Below are 13,309 nucleotides of genomic sequence, written 5' to 3'. Positions count from 1 at the left end.
ACCACATTGCCCGAACGGAAGCCGGGGTCGAACGTCGTCTCGGTGAAGAGCCGGCAGCGCTAGATCGGGCGCCTGCGCCCGGTCCTACTTGATCACGGCGCAGGCGATGCGGGCGCCGGCCCCGCCGATCGGCTGGCTCATGTGATCGTCCTCGTTGGCGTGGATGATCAGCGCCGAGCCGTTCCCGTCCTTGAGGCCGCCTTCCCCGGTCAGGGGCGTCTCGCTCGAGACCTCCGCGTTCACGGAGCCGTCGGCATTGGCATAGACGTTGGGCAGGTCGCCCTCGTCGGGACCGTCGGGATTGAGCAGGCCGTGCTTGCTCTGGTCGTGGTTCACATGCGCCTTCGACCGCTCGAACTTGTCCGCGTCCGAGCAATCGCCGACCGCGTGGAAATGCATGCCGTGCCAGCCCGGCGGCAATCCGCCCGGCGCGATCGTCAGCCGCATCACGAGGGCCGTGGCGCCGTCGCGGATGGTGATCTGGCCGATCGTCTCGCTCCGATTGTTCGCCACGTTGCCCTCGAAGCTCTGCGGGGCGGCCGGTGCGGTCTGGGCGTGAGCGGAACCGAAGGTTACGGCGAGGGCCAGGGCGGGCAGGAACCATCGCATCGCGTCGCTCTCTATCTCGGCTCGGATCGATCGGAGGCTGCCATGTGTGGCGGGCGTGCTGCCGCGGCAACCGCGCGAGCCGTTCAGACCGGACCAAACCCGCACCTTCGGCAAAGCGCAACGGCCTCGACGAGGCCTGTCGCGGGCCCGGTAAAGATTTATGCGGCGGCCGGCTCATCGCAGGCCCAAAGAGCGCAGGAACCATTGCGCTTTCGTGGACGCAATCCAAAGATTTTGTTAAGAATTCATGGTGCTGCGGGCCCGCGCATCACAGTCGGGAGAGCCTCAATGCCCGTCACGATCCCCCGCCGCCTGAGTGCGGCCCTGGTTCTGAGCGCCGCGCTCGGCCTTGGCAGCGCGACGGCACAGGCGGACCGGCCGGCGACCGGCGGTCGATCCTGGACGGATCCGCCGGCCCGCAGCACGCCTGCCGCGTCCGATCCCGCACCGAATCCTGACAAGGCGGAGGCTCCGCAGAAGCGGGTCGAGGATACCCGCGAAACGAAGCGTGCCGCTGCGGTCGCCACCCGGAAGGACGCCCGTCCCGCGCGGGCGAAAGTCGCGGAGCGCCGCCGGGCCACCGAGCCGCGCATGAGCCGGCGAGTCGCCCAGGCTCCCCGGGAGCGTGAAGCGCCGCGGGGGCGTGCGCCAGTCACGGTGCGATACCACTACGCACCGGCCGCCGTGGCGATGGGGGCGGATTCCGGCTTCCACGAGGACGAGCGCCTGCGCCGCATCCGGCAGGCCGAGGCGGCAGGGTTCCTCGTGGTGCGCTCGCGCAGCGTGGAGTTTCCGGACGGGCGGCGGCTGCGGACCTACGTTCCCTACGAGGGGGAAGACGAAGACGAGTGATTACCGCGCAGGGTGCGCGCCGTTGACCGAGAGGGTAATCGTTCGAACGCGAACAGCCCCGCCTTTCGCCGGCAGGGCTGTGGAATCACGTCGCTCAGGATGGCTGAAGGATCAGCGAATTCGGCCAGGCCGGGCCGGCTCGAACACCACACGACGGTGAAAGGCGCACCAGCTCTTGCCGTCCGGCACGGGGGCGCCGCAGCAGATGGCCTGATCATTGGGCTCGCCGATGATGAACTTGCAGACGAAGGCGCCCGATTGCGCGAACGGCACCCGCAGGGCGGCCGATGGCTCGGCAATCGCGTCGGCCTCGCCGATCTGGGACATGCGAACGAGTTGGTTCATGAAGATGTGACTCACGAGAGTTGGAATTGCGGGCGCAGGCCCAGCAGAATCGATGATGTCGAAAGCCGCTCATCCGACCGGCGCATTCCGTGACCGGAACGGCACCGTCGGACGAGGCCGGGCGCCGCTCGAATCGGCAGCGATGGCGTCATGATATTGTTATATCTGGGGTTCTTGACTCGGCAAACAAGGACCACTGCGCAGACGGGCGGGAACGCACCGGATTCCGGTGCTGAGCCCTGCAAATACGGCATGACACGTCCGCTGTCCGTGTGTGCCGACGCCCCGATCAGCCGGCCTTGGCGTCCGCGACGAGCGCGGCCAGGCCTGAATCGACCTCCGCACCGAGCATCCGGCGCTCCGCGTCGGTAAGGTCCGCGGCCCAGCCGCGGCGGCCGAAGCCGTCGGCGCATTTGGCGCGCTCCGCCTCGATATAGGCCTCGGTCTCGGCGGGCCGCGTGCGCATAGCTTCGGCGAATCCGGCCCAGGCGGCGCGCTCGACCACGGCAAGGCGAGCGCGCAGACGGATCATGACCGCGCGCTCAGGGCTGACGTCGTCCTCGCTCATCAGCGCCGGGGTTCGCAGCGGGTCTTCACGTAGCTGTCCTTGTCGATGCCGTGCCCGGCGCTCGCGGCCAGGACGGGCCCCTGGATCAGGCATTCCTGCAGGGTATGCGCCGGCGCCGTGATCACGTCGAGGGCGGTCTCGCGCGTGCAATCCGGAGCCTGGACCGTGGAGGCGCAGATGAGGGCGACGACGATGATTGGGTTCATCGCCGGCAAGATAGATCAAGGGCGGGCGCGAGCAAGGTACGTGTCCTGCAAAATCGATCCGGAATCGAGCGGTGCGGCATCGTCGCGAGCGGATCGCCCCACTTCGAACCTCTCCAAACGAACCCTCCCTCGCTCTCGGCCTCGCTCTCGGCACCGCAAGACATAAAGCCTATGTCTATTTACCTAGGACTTAAAGTATAAGACAATGGACCTATTACGCTCGCCGGCTAGACCTTGCGAGCAATGCCCGAGCCAGCATGGACGGCACGCCGAGTCTTGTTGCGGCTGCGCGACTTCATCCGCTCCCAGGCGAGGGCGACGCGGTTTGCGGCGAGGTCGAGGATGAGAAGAATGCCGCTGATGATGATGACGGCTGTGCAAGTCCCGCCGATGATCAGGCCCAGCACGCCGGGTGCGGGGATGACCATCAGACTGACGAGGCCGAGAAGAGCAACGCCGGGAACCCACTTGCTCATGATCACGCCTGAAATCGAGAAGTCGTGATGAACCTTAGCGGCATCTTTCTGATTGATCCCTTAAGAAAACTCCCGCAACGCGCCTCTATCGAGGAATTCGCAAATCGAATGCAGTTCGACCGGTTCTTGCATGAAGAATTCAATTCGCCTGATCGGCGAGATCTCTGCGGAAGGCGGCGCTTCTCAAGGAGATCGACTCCGCCTTGTGCGGGAAGAACTCAGGTGAGGCGGGGCTGAACTCTGGGCGTCCGATCGGTCTCAGGTCGCGGGAGTGCGACGGCTCCGACGCGAAAGACTCAAGTCCTGTAATAATCCCTGTACCAGGCCACGAAGGCCGGGATGCCGGTCTCCAGCGGCGTCTCCGGCGCCCCTCCGATCAGGGCGCGCAGAAGCTCGGTGCTCGCGTGGGTGCGGGCGACGTCGCCGGGCGGCAGGGGCTTCAGGAGGCGTTCGGCCCGGCGCCCGAGCGCGCCCTCCAGCGCGTCGATCATCGCGTCGAGCCGCACCGGCCGGCCGCCGCCGATATTGACGAGGCGATAGGGCGCGACCGGGCTCAGGGTGTCGGCCTCGCCCACGGACGCATCGATCGGGGGCCGGTCGGCGAGGCGGCGGATCGCCTCGACGAGGTCGTCGACATAGGTGAAGTCGCGCTCCGCCGCGCCGCCGGCGAAGACCTCGATCGGCTCGCCGGCGAGGATCTTCTTCGTGAACAGGAACAGGGCCATGTCCGGCCGCCCCCAGGGACAGTAGACGGTGAAGAAGCGGAAGGCCGTGGTCGGGATCCCGAAGAGGTGGCTGTAGGCGTGGGCCATCGCCTCGCCCGCGAGCTTCGAGGCGGCGTAGAGGGTCAGCGGCGAGACCGCCCGGTCCGTCTCGCGGAACGGCACGCGGGCGTCGCCGCCATAGGCCGAGCTCGTCGAGGCGAAGAGCAGGTGGCGCACCGGATGCGCGCGCACGGCCTCGAGCAGGTTCCCCATGCCGACGAGGTTCGCCTCGACATAGGCGCCCGGGTTCTCGAGGCTGTGGCGGACCCCGGCCTGGGCGGCGAGGTGGACCACGATCTCGGGCTCGGCCCGGGCCATCGCCTCGGGAAGGGTGCCGGGCGTCTCGAGACGCGCCTCGACCGCCGCGAAGCCCGGCATCGTGGCGAGGATGGCGTGCCGGGCCCGCTTCAGGCCGACGTCGTAATAGTCCGAAAACCCGTCGAAGCCGGTGACGGCGTGGCCCTCGGAGAGGAGCCGCCGCGCGAGGTGGAAGCCGATGAAGCCGGCGCTGCCGGTGACGAGGATGCGCATCGGGCCGCCTCACGGTCGCGGGTTGCCGCGGCTGGCCTACACGGCCGGGCCTACCACCTCAAGAAAGCCCGGCACCTCAAGGAACCGGGCGCGGACCCCGAGCGGCGCGCAGGGCGTCGGCGGCGTAGATCGCCAGCGCCAGCCAGATCAGGGCGAACAGCAGCCACCGCTGCGGCTCGGCCCGCTCGCCGTAGACGAGGACGCTGAGGATGAGGAGGCAGCTCGGGGCGAGATATTGCATCAGCCCGAGCGTCGCGAGGGTGAGCCGCTGAGCGGCGGCCGCGAACCAGATCAGCGGAAGCGCCGTGGTCACGCCGGTGAGCAGAAGGAGGCTCAGGCGAAGGGTATCGCCCTCAACGGCCGGCGCGGACGTGAAGGCGAGATGGAACAGCGCGAAGGGCAGGAGGATCAGGGTCTCGGCGCAGAAGCCGATCATCGGATCGATGCCCACGACCTTGCGGACGAGCCCGTAGAGCGCGAAGCTCGTGGCGAGCGCCAGCGAGACGAGCGGAAGGCTGCCGGCGGTGACCACCGCGACGATGACGGCGAGCGCCGCCAGGCCGACGGCGGCGCCCTGGACCGGCCGCAGGCGCTCGCCCAGCACCACGGCGCCGAGCGCCACGCTCACCAGCGGGTTGATGAAGTAGCCGAGGCTCGCGTCGAGCATCCGGCCGGCATTCACCGCCCAGAGGTAGAGCAGCCAGTTCACGGCGATGAGACCGGCCGAGGCCGCGAGCAGCCCGTGGCGGGGTCTCAGCGGGAACGGGCTGCGCAGGGATCGGCGCAGGGCGACGAGGAGCGCGCCGACGAACAGGCTCGACCAGACGATGCGATGGGCGAGCACCGTGCCGGCCGGCACCGAATCGAGCAGCTTGAAGTGGATCGGGACGACGAGGCCCCAGCTCAGATAGGCGCCGAGCGCGTAGATGAGGCCCACGATTCCCTCCACGCCTTGCGCCTTGCGCGAACGCGGGGCCGGGCCCGGGGTTCAGGTCAGTTCCGCCGGGCCGGTCCCGAGATGGGGTCGCCGCGCATCAGGGCGTTCAGGCGCTCGGTGTCGAAGCCGTTCGTCATCAGGGGCGCCGGAGGCTTGGCCGGCGCGGGCTTGACCGCCGGCACCGCCGGCGCGACCGCGCCCGTGGTCGCGGGGTCGAGCGCGGGGAAGCGCGCCATCACGGGGACCGGGTCCGGAGCCGGATGATCGAGGCGATCGGTGCAGACGAGGCCGATCGTCGCGACGCTGAGGCCGAGGACGCTGCCGGCGGCAAGGAGGCGCAGGGTGGGCAAGGGGATCGTCCCGGAAACGCAACTGTCGAAACAGGATTAGCGCGAGGCCGTTAACGAAGGGGAACCCATCACACCCCTTGAGGAGGCCGGACGACATGGACCACGAGGCGACGGCGAGCGACAGCCCGTTCATCCAGGGGCGCAACGCGCGGCTCTACGGCAAGAGCCTGGCGCAATGCCCCTATCCCGAAGGCTCGGAGGAGCGCGCCGCCTGGATGCAGGCCTACGAGGAGGCGAGCGACGGGCCGGGCGACGGAGGCTCCGGCCAGCAGAGCTAGGGCTCGAGAGCATTGTCCGCCGAAGCGGCGACCGGTTCGGCGGAAAAATGCGTGGCAACAAGAAGACAGAATAGTTTCCATGATCCGGGGATCACGGAAACTATTCTAACGCAGGATTTGCCCGAGGAAGGCCCGGGTCCGCTCATGGCGGGGCGTCCGGAAGAAGGCGTCGGTCGGCGCGATCTCGATGATCTGGCCCTCGTCCATGAACACGACCCGGTCCGCGACCCGGCGGGCGAAGCCCATCTCGTGGGTAACGCAGAGCATGGTCATGCCGGATTGGGCGAGATCGACCATGGTGCCGAGCACCTCCTCGACCATCTCCGGGTCCAGCGCGGAGGTCGGCTCGTCGAAGAGCATGATTTCCGGCGCCATGCACAGCGCCCGGGCGATTGCGGCCCGCTGGCGCTGGCCGCCCGAGAGCTGGCCCGGATATTTCCGGGCCTGCTCCGGGATGCGCACGCGCGTAAGGTGGTCCATGGCGAGATCCTCCGCCCGATGCCGTCCCATCCGCCGCACGTGGATCGGGGCGAGCGTGCAGTTCTCGAGCACGGTGAGGTGCGCAAACAGGTTGAAGCTCTGGAAGACCATGCCGGTCCTGAGCCGCGCCATCTCGGCCTCTCGGTGCCCATCGAGGCGCGTGCCCGCGAGCGCGATGCGGCCGCCCTGGTAGGGCTCCAGGCCGTTGATGCAGCGGATCAAGGTCGACTTGCCGGAGCCCGAGGGCCCGCAGATCACGAGCCGCTCGGACCGCCTCACCGTGAGGTCGACGTCGCGCAGGACGTGGTGGGACCCGAACCACTTGTTCAACCCGGTGATCGCGACGGCGGGCGGCTCCTTCCCCCCCGTCACCGCGCCCCCTCCCCGGCCGCCAGCCGCCGCTCGATGAAGGCGGCGTAGCGGGCCATGCCAAAGCAGAAGGCGAAGTAGAACAGGGCCGCGAAGGCGTAGGCCGTCACCGGCACGCTGGGGGCCGCCCAGCGCGGGTCGATGCGGGCCGATTCCAGCACCCGGATGAAGTCGGCGATGCCGACGATCGAGACCAGCGTCGTGTCCTTGAACAGGCCGATGAAGGTGTTGACGATGCCGGGCACCACGATCTTGATCGCCTGGGGCAGGACCACGAAGCGCAGGATCTGCAGCTCCGTCAGGCCCAGCGCCCGGGCGGCCTGGGCCTGACCGGGCGGGACCGCCTGCAAGCCGCCGCGCACCACCTCGGCCATGTAGGCGGAGGCGAACAGCGCGACGCCGACGAGCGGCCGCAGCAGCCGGTCGATGGTGATGTCGCCGGGCAGGAACAGCGGCAGCATGACGTTGGCCATGAACAGCACCGTGATCAGGGGCACGCCGCGCCAGAACTCGATGAAGAGCGTGCAGGCGAGGCGGATCACGGGCAGGTCGGAGCGCCGCCCCAGCGCCAGCAGGATGCCGAGCGGCAGCGACACCACGATCCCGACGAGGGAGACCACGAAGGTCACGATCATGCCGCCCCACAGGCCGGTCGGGACGGGCTTCAGGCCGAGGGCCGGCGCGCCGGCGAGCAGCAGATAGGCGGCGACCGGAAAGACGCCGAAGAAGAACAGGGCGCCCAAGCCCCGCCGCGGCGCGTCGAGCCACAGCATCCAGCCGCCGCCGAGCAGCATCAGCGCGAAGACCGCGTCGGGGCGCCAGCGCTCGGCTAAGGGGTAGGAGCCGTAGACGAGGTAGCCGAGTTTTTCGTGGATGAAGGCCCAGCAGGCGCCGACCGGCCGGCCGGCCGCCTCCGGGCGGCAGGCCTCGCCGGACCCGCCCGTCCAGACCGCGTCGAGGACGAGGAAGCGGAAGAGCGGCGGCAGGACGAGGGCGAGGAGCGCGAGCACCACGAGGGTGGTCGCCGCGTTGCCGAGGCTCGAGAACAGGTTTCGTCGGACCCAGGCGAACGGCCCGCCGACAGCCGCGGGCGGCGCCCGGGGCGGCACCTCGGCCGTGCGGAGAAAAGTCTCGCTCATCGCTCCACCAGGGCGACGCGGCGATTGTAGAGGTTCATCGCGACCGAGGTGACGAGGCTGAGCGCGAGGTAGATGCCCATGGTGATCGCCACCGCCTCCACCGCCTGGTTGGTCTGGTTGAGCACGGTGCCCATCGTGACGTGGACGAGGTCGGGATAGCCGATCAGCACGCCGAGCGAGGAGTTTTTCGTCAGGCTGAGATACTGGCTCGTCAGCGGCGGCACGATCACCCGCATCGCCTGCGGCACCACCACGAGGCGCAGCCGCTGGGCACGGTTGAGGCCGAGCGCCTGGGCCGCCTCCTCCTGCCCGCGGGCGACGCTGTCGAGGCCAGCGCGCACGATCTCGGCGATGAAGGCGGCCGAATAGGTGGAGAGCCCGATGAGGAGGGCGGCGAATTCCGGCTGCACGGCGAGCCCGCCCTCGATGTCGTAGGGCCCGCGCGCCGGAAAGGCGATGGGGATGACCCGGCCCGCGAGCGCGAGGCCGATCCAGGCCAGGGCCGGAAGCCCGAGGATCAGGCCGCTCCCGGCGGCGAGCACCGGCAGCGGCGTCCGGCCGGCCTCGATCCGGCGGCGCGACAGGCGCGCGAGGATGAGCGTCGCGCCGATCCCGAGGAGGAAGGCCGCGGGCACGAGCCAGCCCGTTCCGGAGAAGTCCGGTCGGGGCAGGAACAGCCCCCGCTGGGTCAGGAAGGCGCCCTCCGCGAAGACCGCGGGCTCCAGGGCCGGCGGCAGCACCACCCGCACCGCCACGTACCAGACCAGCAATTGCAGGAGGAGCGGCAGGTTGCGCAGGGTCTCGACGTAGGTCGCGGCCAGTCCCCGGGCGAGGGCGTTGGGGGAGCGGCGCGCGATGCCGACGACGAAGCCGAGGATCGTCGCCAGCACGATTCCGAGGCTCGCCACGAGCAGCGTGTTGAGGAGCCCGACAAGGATCGCCTCGCCGTAGGTCGCCGTCGCGGCGGCGTAGGGGATCAAGGTCTGGGAGATGTCGAACCCGGCCGCCCGCCGGAGGAAGCCGAAGCCCGCGACGATGCCCTGTCGGGCGAGCTTGTCCGCGGCGTTGGTGGTCGCGCCGTAGGCGAGCGCCGCCACCGCGAGGAGCAGGCCGGCCTGGACCGCGAGGCGGAGCTTGGGGGCGAGAGCGGAATCAGCCATGCGACGCCCGCTCGACGGTCGCGGGACCCGCGACGAGCTCCCTCTCCCAGGGGGAGAGGGTTGGGGTGAGGGGAGCGCATTCTCCGGAGGGGGCACGCCCCTCACCCTGTCCCTCTCCCAATGGGAGAGGGGACCCGAGCCTTGCCTGCGATCCGTTCAGGCTCCGTCGTGCGATCCGTGAAGCCGAGCCCCTCACCGGATCGGCGGCCCGTACTGGAGGCCGCCCTGGGTCCAGAGGGCGTTCAACCCGCGCGGCACCTTGAGGGCTGAGCCCTCCCCGACATTGCGCGAGAAGACCTCGCCGTAATTGCCGACGTGCCGGATGATCCGGAAGGCCCAGTCGTTGGTCAGGCCGAGATCCTGGCCGTACCGGCCCTCCAGCCCCAGGATGCGGCGGACATTGGGGCTCGCCGGCGCCTTGCGCGTCGCCTCGACGTTCTCGCGCGTCAGGCCCGCCTCCTCCGCGTTCAGCATGGCATAGTGGGTCCAGGTGACGATGTCCCGCCACTGGTCGTCGCCCTGGCGGAGGGCGGGGGCGAAGGGCTCCTTCGAGATGAGCTCGTCGAGGATCACGTGCGCCTCCGGATCGGCCGTCTTGAGGCGCTCGCCGAACAGCGAGGACTTGTCGGTGGAGAGGGCGTCGCAGCGCCCAGATTCGTAGCCGCTGAGCGTCTGCTCGCTGTTGGCGAAGGTGACGACCGATTGGGTCAGGCCATGGGCCCGGAACCAGTCGGCGAGGTTGAGCTCCGTGGTGGTGCCCTGCTGCAGGCAGATCGTGGCGCGGTCGAGCTGGCGGACCTCTGCGATGTTGCGGTCCTTGCGCACCAGGAAGCCCTGGCCGTCGTAGAAATTGACCGCGCCGAAATTCATCGCCGCGGTGTCGCGGGCGAGCGTCCAGGTGGTGTTGCGGGCGAGGACGTCGACCTCGCCCGATTGCACGGCGGTGAAGCGGGCGGGCGAGGCGAGCGGGATGAAGCGGACCTTGTCGGGATCGTCGAAGATCGCTGCGGCCATCGCCCGGCAGAACTCGACGTCGAGCCCGCGCCACTGCCCCTGGCTGTCGGGCATGCTGAAGCCCGCCACACCCTGGCTGACGCCGCAGACGAGGTGGCCGCGCGCCTTCACCTGCGCGAGGATGCCCTGGGCCTGGGCGGGAGGGGCGAGGAGGAGCGCCGCCGCCAGGATTCCGATCCCCCATCGAACGGGGCGCGAGCCCGCCCTTCGCCCGAAGGAAGAGCCGGCGGGTATTGCGTCCTTCAGGGGAATGGGATCGGCCCTCGCATCGGATTCGCCTGCTTTCTCGGCGCCCGCATTGCCCTCAAACCCGCCGGCGCGGTCAAGGGCCGGGTTGACGCCGGAGGACCAAGCGGGCGTGATTGCGGCGCAGCATCCCTCCCCCAGGGTACCGATGGCCAATACCCCGCCCCGCGATCCAGCCCGGTTCGGGCCAAGCACCCGCCTCGTCCATGCTGGGCGCGACCCTTCGGCCCAGCACGGCTTCGTCAACACGCCCATCTATCGCGGCTCGACGGTGCTGTTCCCGACCTACGACGACCTCCAGCATCGGCGCGCCCGCTTCACCTACGGCACGGCCGGTTCGCCGACGATCGAGGCACTGGCGCAGGCCTGGACGGAGCTGTCGGGGGCGGCAGGCACCGTGCTCACGCCCTCGGGCCTCGCGGCGGTGACCGTCGCCCTGATGTCCGTGGTGAATGCGGGCGACCACCTGCTCGTCACCGATTCCGCCTACCGTCCGACGCGGCAGTTCTGCGACGGGGTGCTCGCCCGCTTCGGCGTCGAGATCGAGTACTACGATCCCCTGATCGGCGCCGGCATCGTCGCGTCGCTGCGGGCGAACACCCGGGCCGTCCTCGTCGAGGCGCCAGGTTCGCAGAGCTTCGAGATGCAGGACGTGCCGGCCATCGCCGAGGCCGTGCACGCGCGCGGCGGCAGCGTGATCATGGACAACACCTGGGCGACGCCGCTCCTGTTTCCCGCTCATGCGCGCGGCGTCGACCTCGTGATCGAGGCCGGCACCAAGTATCTCAGCGGCGGCTCGGACCTGCTGCTCGGGCTGACCACGGCCAACGCGAAGCACTGGCCGGCGCTCCGCCGGACCTTCGACCACTTCGCCATGTGCGCCGGGCCGGAGGATGTTTTTCTGGGATTGAGGGGCCTGCGCACCATGGCGCTGCGCCTGCGCGAGCACGGCCAGCAGGCCCTCGCGATGGCGGAGTGGCTGCAGGCGCGTCCCGAGGTGCTGCGCGTCCTTCATCCCGCCCTACCGGACGACCCCGGCCACGCCATCTGGAAGCGCGATTTCTCGGGCGCCTCGGGGCTGTTCGGCGTCATCCTGAAGCCGGCCTCAGCCGGGGCCGTGGCCGCGATGCTCGATGGCCTCGAGCTCTTCGGGATGGGTTTTTCCTGGGGCGGCTTCGAGAGCCTCGTCATCCCCTTCGACTGCAAGGCCTACCGCACCGCCACAAGCTGGGAGCCCGGAGGCCCGGGGCTGCGCTTCCACATCGGGCTCGAAGACCTCGACGACCTCAAGGCCGACCTCGATGCGGGCTTCGCCCGGCTGCGGGCGGCGCGGTAGCAAGTCACGGCACCAGCCAAGCGCCCGCCCAGTCCGCCCCCTCACGCGTCCAGCCTGCGCGACGGTGGCCGCGCCGGTCGAGATAGAGGAATTCGAGGGTCTCGACCGTGACGATCACGGCCGCGAAGTTCGCGCGGCCCGCGGCGATGGCGGCGGCGTCCTCTGGCAAGCTGTAGCCGCCGCCCGTCGGGACGACCGAGCCGGGTGCCGGAACGGTGCCGTAGCAGACCCGGCTCATCGCCAGCGAACCCTCCCAGGCGGCGTCCGCCAGGGCATCGTCCGTATGGAGCCGCGCCGGCCCGCCCGCCCGGATCTGGACCTTGCTCGCGGGATCGTAGCCGTGCAGGGCGGCAAAACCGCTGGCGGCGATCTCGGCCGCTTTGCCCGAGCGGCGATCGCAGTGAAAGCGCAGGGTGCCCGCCACGGGATCAGCCTCGCGCAGCACCACCGTCCGGACCCGCGGCCGGCCCTGCCCGTCGATCGTGGCCAGGGCCGGCGTGTGGAAACCCGCGCGGTTGCGCCGGGCGCCCTCCCGCAAGAGCCGCCAAGCCTCCGCACGACAGGCCTCGAGGTCGTCGTGAAAGGCCGGGAGCGGTGTCACCGCTTTCCGCGCCGTTCGCGCAAAATCAGCATGAGATTGCGCAGGTAGATGATCGTGGAGAGGGCCTGGCCGAAGATGATCACGGGCTCGCGCCGGACGAACCCGTAGACCAGCGTCATCATCCCGCCGGCGATGGAGAGGAACCAGAACGAGAGCGGCATCACGCTGCGCCCCGCCCGCTCGCTGGCGATCCATTGCAGCAGGAAGCGCGAGCCGAACACGAGCTGCGCGGCGAGCCCGAACACCAGCCAGAAGTCGAACCGCGTCACGAACACGTCGTAGACGTAGCCCCGCAGATCCTCAGAAAGCTGGATCAGCACGGCGGCACCTCGCTCGCGGCCGGTGCCGGGCGCTTGCGCCGAATCAGCCACCAGACCCCGGCCAGGTCGAGGAGCCCGACCCAGAGCCGGTCGAACAGGCCGTAATTCGAGCGGCCGCTGAAGCGGGGCCGGTCGACCACGTCGCGATGGACCACGGCGAAGCCCTGGCTCGCCAGCAGGGCCGGCATGAAGCGGTGCAGCCCGTCGAAGGCCGGCAGCGTCGCATAGGCCTCGCGGCGGAAGATCTTCATGCCGCAGCCGGTGTCGCGGGTGTCGTCGCGCAGGAGGCGCACGCGCACGCCGTTGGCGATGCGCGACTGCAAGGTCTTGAAGCGGCCGTCCTTGCGGCCGACGCGCTGCCCCTGTGCCAGGCCGACCCCGGGCCCCCCCTCCTCCAAGGCCGCGAGGAGGACGGGGATGAAGGCCGGATCGTTCTGGCCGTCGCCGTCGATCATCGCGATGACCGCACTCTGAGCGGCGGCGACGCCGTTGTGCATGGCGGCGGCCTTGCCGGCGTTGCGGGCATGGCGCAGCACGCGCAGCCAGGGCCGGCCGATGCGGGCTTCGGCGAGCGCCTCGGCGGTGCCGTCGGTGGAGCCGTCGTCGACGAACACCACCTCGAAGGGCGCGAGCGTCGCGCAGGCCCGCTCGATCTCCTCGACGAGTCCGGCGACGTTGCCGACTTCGTTCTTCACCGGGATGACGATCGAGAGCCGCATGGGCGCATC

The 13,309-nt window shown here is 69.8% G+C and carries 18 protein-coding genes; 3 read left to right on the top strand and 15 right to left on the bottom strand.

What is annotated here, in order from left to right; all coding sequences use genetic code 11:
• Positions 1-84 precede the first annotated feature (84 nt).
• Positions 85-609, bottom strand: a complete 525-nt coding sequence (locus tag MFF55_RS14315) for a superoxide dismutase family protein (RefSeq protein ID WP_238244778.1) — start codon at positions 607-609, stop codon at positions 85-87.
• 288 nt (positions 610-897) lie between these two features.
• Between MFF55_RS14315 and MFF55_RS14310 the strand changes: the two genes are divergently transcribed.
• Positions 898-1,461 (top strand): hypothetical protein, encoded by a 564-nt coding sequence (locus MFF55_RS14310; RefSeq protein WP_238244777.1) that lies wholly within the window; start codon positions 898-900, stop codon positions 1,459-1,461.
• 111 nt (positions 1,462-1,572) lie between these two features.
• Here MFF55_RS14310 and MFF55_RS14305 read toward each other — a convergent pair whose 3' ends face one another.
• The 7 genes from MFF55_RS14305 to MFF55_RS14275 form a co-directional block, all read right to left on the bottom strand.
• The gene (locus MFF55_RS14305) at positions 1,573-1,806 is read right to left on the bottom strand and encodes a GcrA family cell cycle regulator (protein WP_238244776.1); all 234 of its coding nucleotides are present in this window, start codon (positions 1,804-1,806) and stop codon (positions 1,573-1,575) included.
• Between the two features lie 289 nt (positions 1,807-2,095).
• Positions 2,096-2,374 carry a hypothetical protein gene (locus MFF55_RS14300; protein WP_238244775.1) on the bottom strand — a complete coding sequence of 93 codons (279 nt, stop codon included), beginning with the start codon at positions 2,372-2,374 and terminating at the stop codon, positions 2,096-2,098.
• Positions 2,374-2,580 (bottom strand): hypothetical protein, encoded by a 207-nt coding sequence (locus MFF55_RS14295; protein WP_238244774.1) that lies wholly within the window; start codon positions 2,578-2,580, stop codon positions 2,374-2,376. Before MFF55_RS14295 ends, MFF55_RS14300 begins: the two co-directional genes overlap by 1 nt.
• 227 nt (positions 2,581-2,807) lie before the next feature.
• On the bottom strand, positions 2,808-3,056 hold the full coding sequence (locus tag MFF55_RS14290; protein ID WP_238244773.1) for a hypothetical protein: 249 nt from the start codon (positions 3,054-3,056) through the stop codon (positions 2,808-2,810).
• A gap of 296 nt (positions 3,057-3,352) precedes the next feature.
• Complete coding sequence (locus MFF55_RS14285; protein ID WP_238244772.1) at positions 3,353-4,351, bottom strand: NAD-dependent epimerase/dehydratase family protein; 999 nt, start codon at positions 4,349-4,351, stop codon at positions 3,353-3,355.
• 76 nt (positions 4,352-4,427) lie between these two features.
• Positions 4,428-5,288, bottom strand: a complete 861-nt coding sequence (rarD, locus tag MFF55_RS14280; protein ID WP_238244771.1) for an EamA family transporter RarD — start codon at positions 5,286-5,288, stop codon at positions 4,428-4,430.
• Positions 5,289-5,344: 56 nt separating this feature from the next.
• The gene (locus tag MFF55_RS14275) at positions 5,345-5,638 is read right to left on the bottom strand and encodes a hypothetical protein (protein ID WP_238244770.1); all 294 of its coding nucleotides are present in this window, start codon (positions 5,636-5,638) and stop codon (positions 5,345-5,347) included.
• Positions 5,639-5,733: 95 nt separating this feature from the next.
• Between MFF55_RS14275 and MFF55_RS14270 the strand changes: the two genes are divergently transcribed.
• Complete coding sequence (locus tag MFF55_RS14270; protein WP_238244769.1) at positions 5,734-5,916, top strand: ribosome modulation factor; 183 nt, start codon at positions 5,734-5,736, stop codon at positions 5,914-5,916.
• Between the two features lie 105 nt (positions 5,917-6,021).
• On the opposite strand, the gene MFF55_RS14265 is transcribed toward MFF55_RS14270, so the two are convergent.
• The 4 genes from MFF55_RS14265 to MFF55_RS14250 all read right to left on the bottom strand — a co-directional run bounded on the left by MFF55_RS14265 (position 6,022) and on the right by MFF55_RS14250 (position 10,255).
• On the bottom strand, positions 6,022-6,768 hold the full coding sequence (locus tag MFF55_RS14265; RefSeq protein ID WP_238244768.1) for an amino acid ABC transporter ATP-binding protein: 747 nt from the start codon (positions 6,766-6,768) through the stop codon (positions 6,022-6,024).
• Positions 6,765-7,904 carry an amino acid ABC transporter permease gene (locus MFF55_RS14260; protein ID WP_238244767.1) on the bottom strand — a complete coding sequence of 380 codons (1,140 nt, stop codon included), beginning with the start codon at positions 7,902-7,904 and terminating at the stop codon, positions 6,765-6,767. The genes MFF55_RS14265 and MFF55_RS14260 overlap by 4 nt, the downstream gene beginning before the upstream one ends.
• The gene (locus MFF55_RS14255) at positions 7,901-9,064 is read right to left on the bottom strand and encodes an amino acid ABC transporter permease (RefSeq protein ID WP_238244766.1); all 1,164 of its coding nucleotides are present in this window, start codon (positions 9,062-9,064) and stop codon (positions 7,901-7,903) included. Before MFF55_RS14255 ends, MFF55_RS14260 begins: the two co-directional genes overlap by 4 nt.
• Before the next feature lie 192 nt (positions 9,065-9,256).
• On the bottom strand, positions 9,257-10,255 hold the full coding sequence (locus tag MFF55_RS14250; RefSeq protein WP_238244782.1) for an amino acid ABC transporter substrate-binding protein: 999 nt from the start codon (positions 10,253-10,255) through the stop codon (positions 9,257-9,259).
• A 217-nt stretch (positions 10,256-10,472) separates the two neighbouring features.
• Between MFF55_RS14250 and metC the strand changes: the two genes are divergently transcribed.
• Positions 10,473-11,660 (top strand): cystathionine beta-lyase, encoded by a 1,188-nt coding sequence (gene metC / locus MFF55_RS14245; RefSeq protein WP_238244765.1) that lies wholly within the window; start codon positions 10,473-10,475, stop codon positions 11,658-11,660.
• 4 nt (positions 11,661-11,664) lie between these two features.
• Here the strand turns inward: metC and MFF55_RS14240 are convergent, their stop codons facing one another.
• Genes MFF55_RS14240 through MFF55_RS14230 form a run of 3 tightly spaced genes read right to left on the bottom strand, consistent with a single transcriptional unit; the run spans position 11,665 to position 13,300 of the window.
• A complete protein-coding gene (locus tag MFF55_RS14240) occupies positions 11,665-12,261 on the bottom strand; it encodes a pyridoxamine 5'-phosphate oxidase family protein (RefSeq protein WP_238244764.1) in 597 nt (198 codons plus the stop codon).
• Positions 12,258-12,581, bottom strand: coding sequence for a lipid-A-disaccharide synthase N-terminal domain-containing protein (locus MFF55_RS14235; RefSeq protein ID WP_238244763.1), 324 nt, complete (start codon positions 12,579-12,581; stop codon positions 12,258-12,260). Before MFF55_RS14235 ends, MFF55_RS14240 begins: the two co-directional genes overlap by 4 nt.
• On the bottom strand, positions 12,575-13,300 hold the full coding sequence (locus MFF55_RS14230; protein ID WP_238244762.1) for a glycosyltransferase family 2 protein: 726 nt from the start codon (positions 13,298-13,300) through the stop codon (positions 12,575-12,577). The genes MFF55_RS14235 and MFF55_RS14230 overlap by 7 nt, the downstream gene beginning before the upstream one ends.
• Between the last annotated feature and the right edge of the window lie 9 nt (positions 13,301-13,309).

Source organism: Methylobacterium iners (assembly GCF_022179305.1).
GTDB classification, from domain to species: Bacteria; Pseudomonadota; Alphaproteobacteria; order Rhizobiales; family Beijerinckiaceae; genus Methylobacterium; species Methylobacterium iners.
Note: the sequence above shows the minus strand (reverse complement) of the source record. Positions and strands in the feature narration are given on the sequence as shown.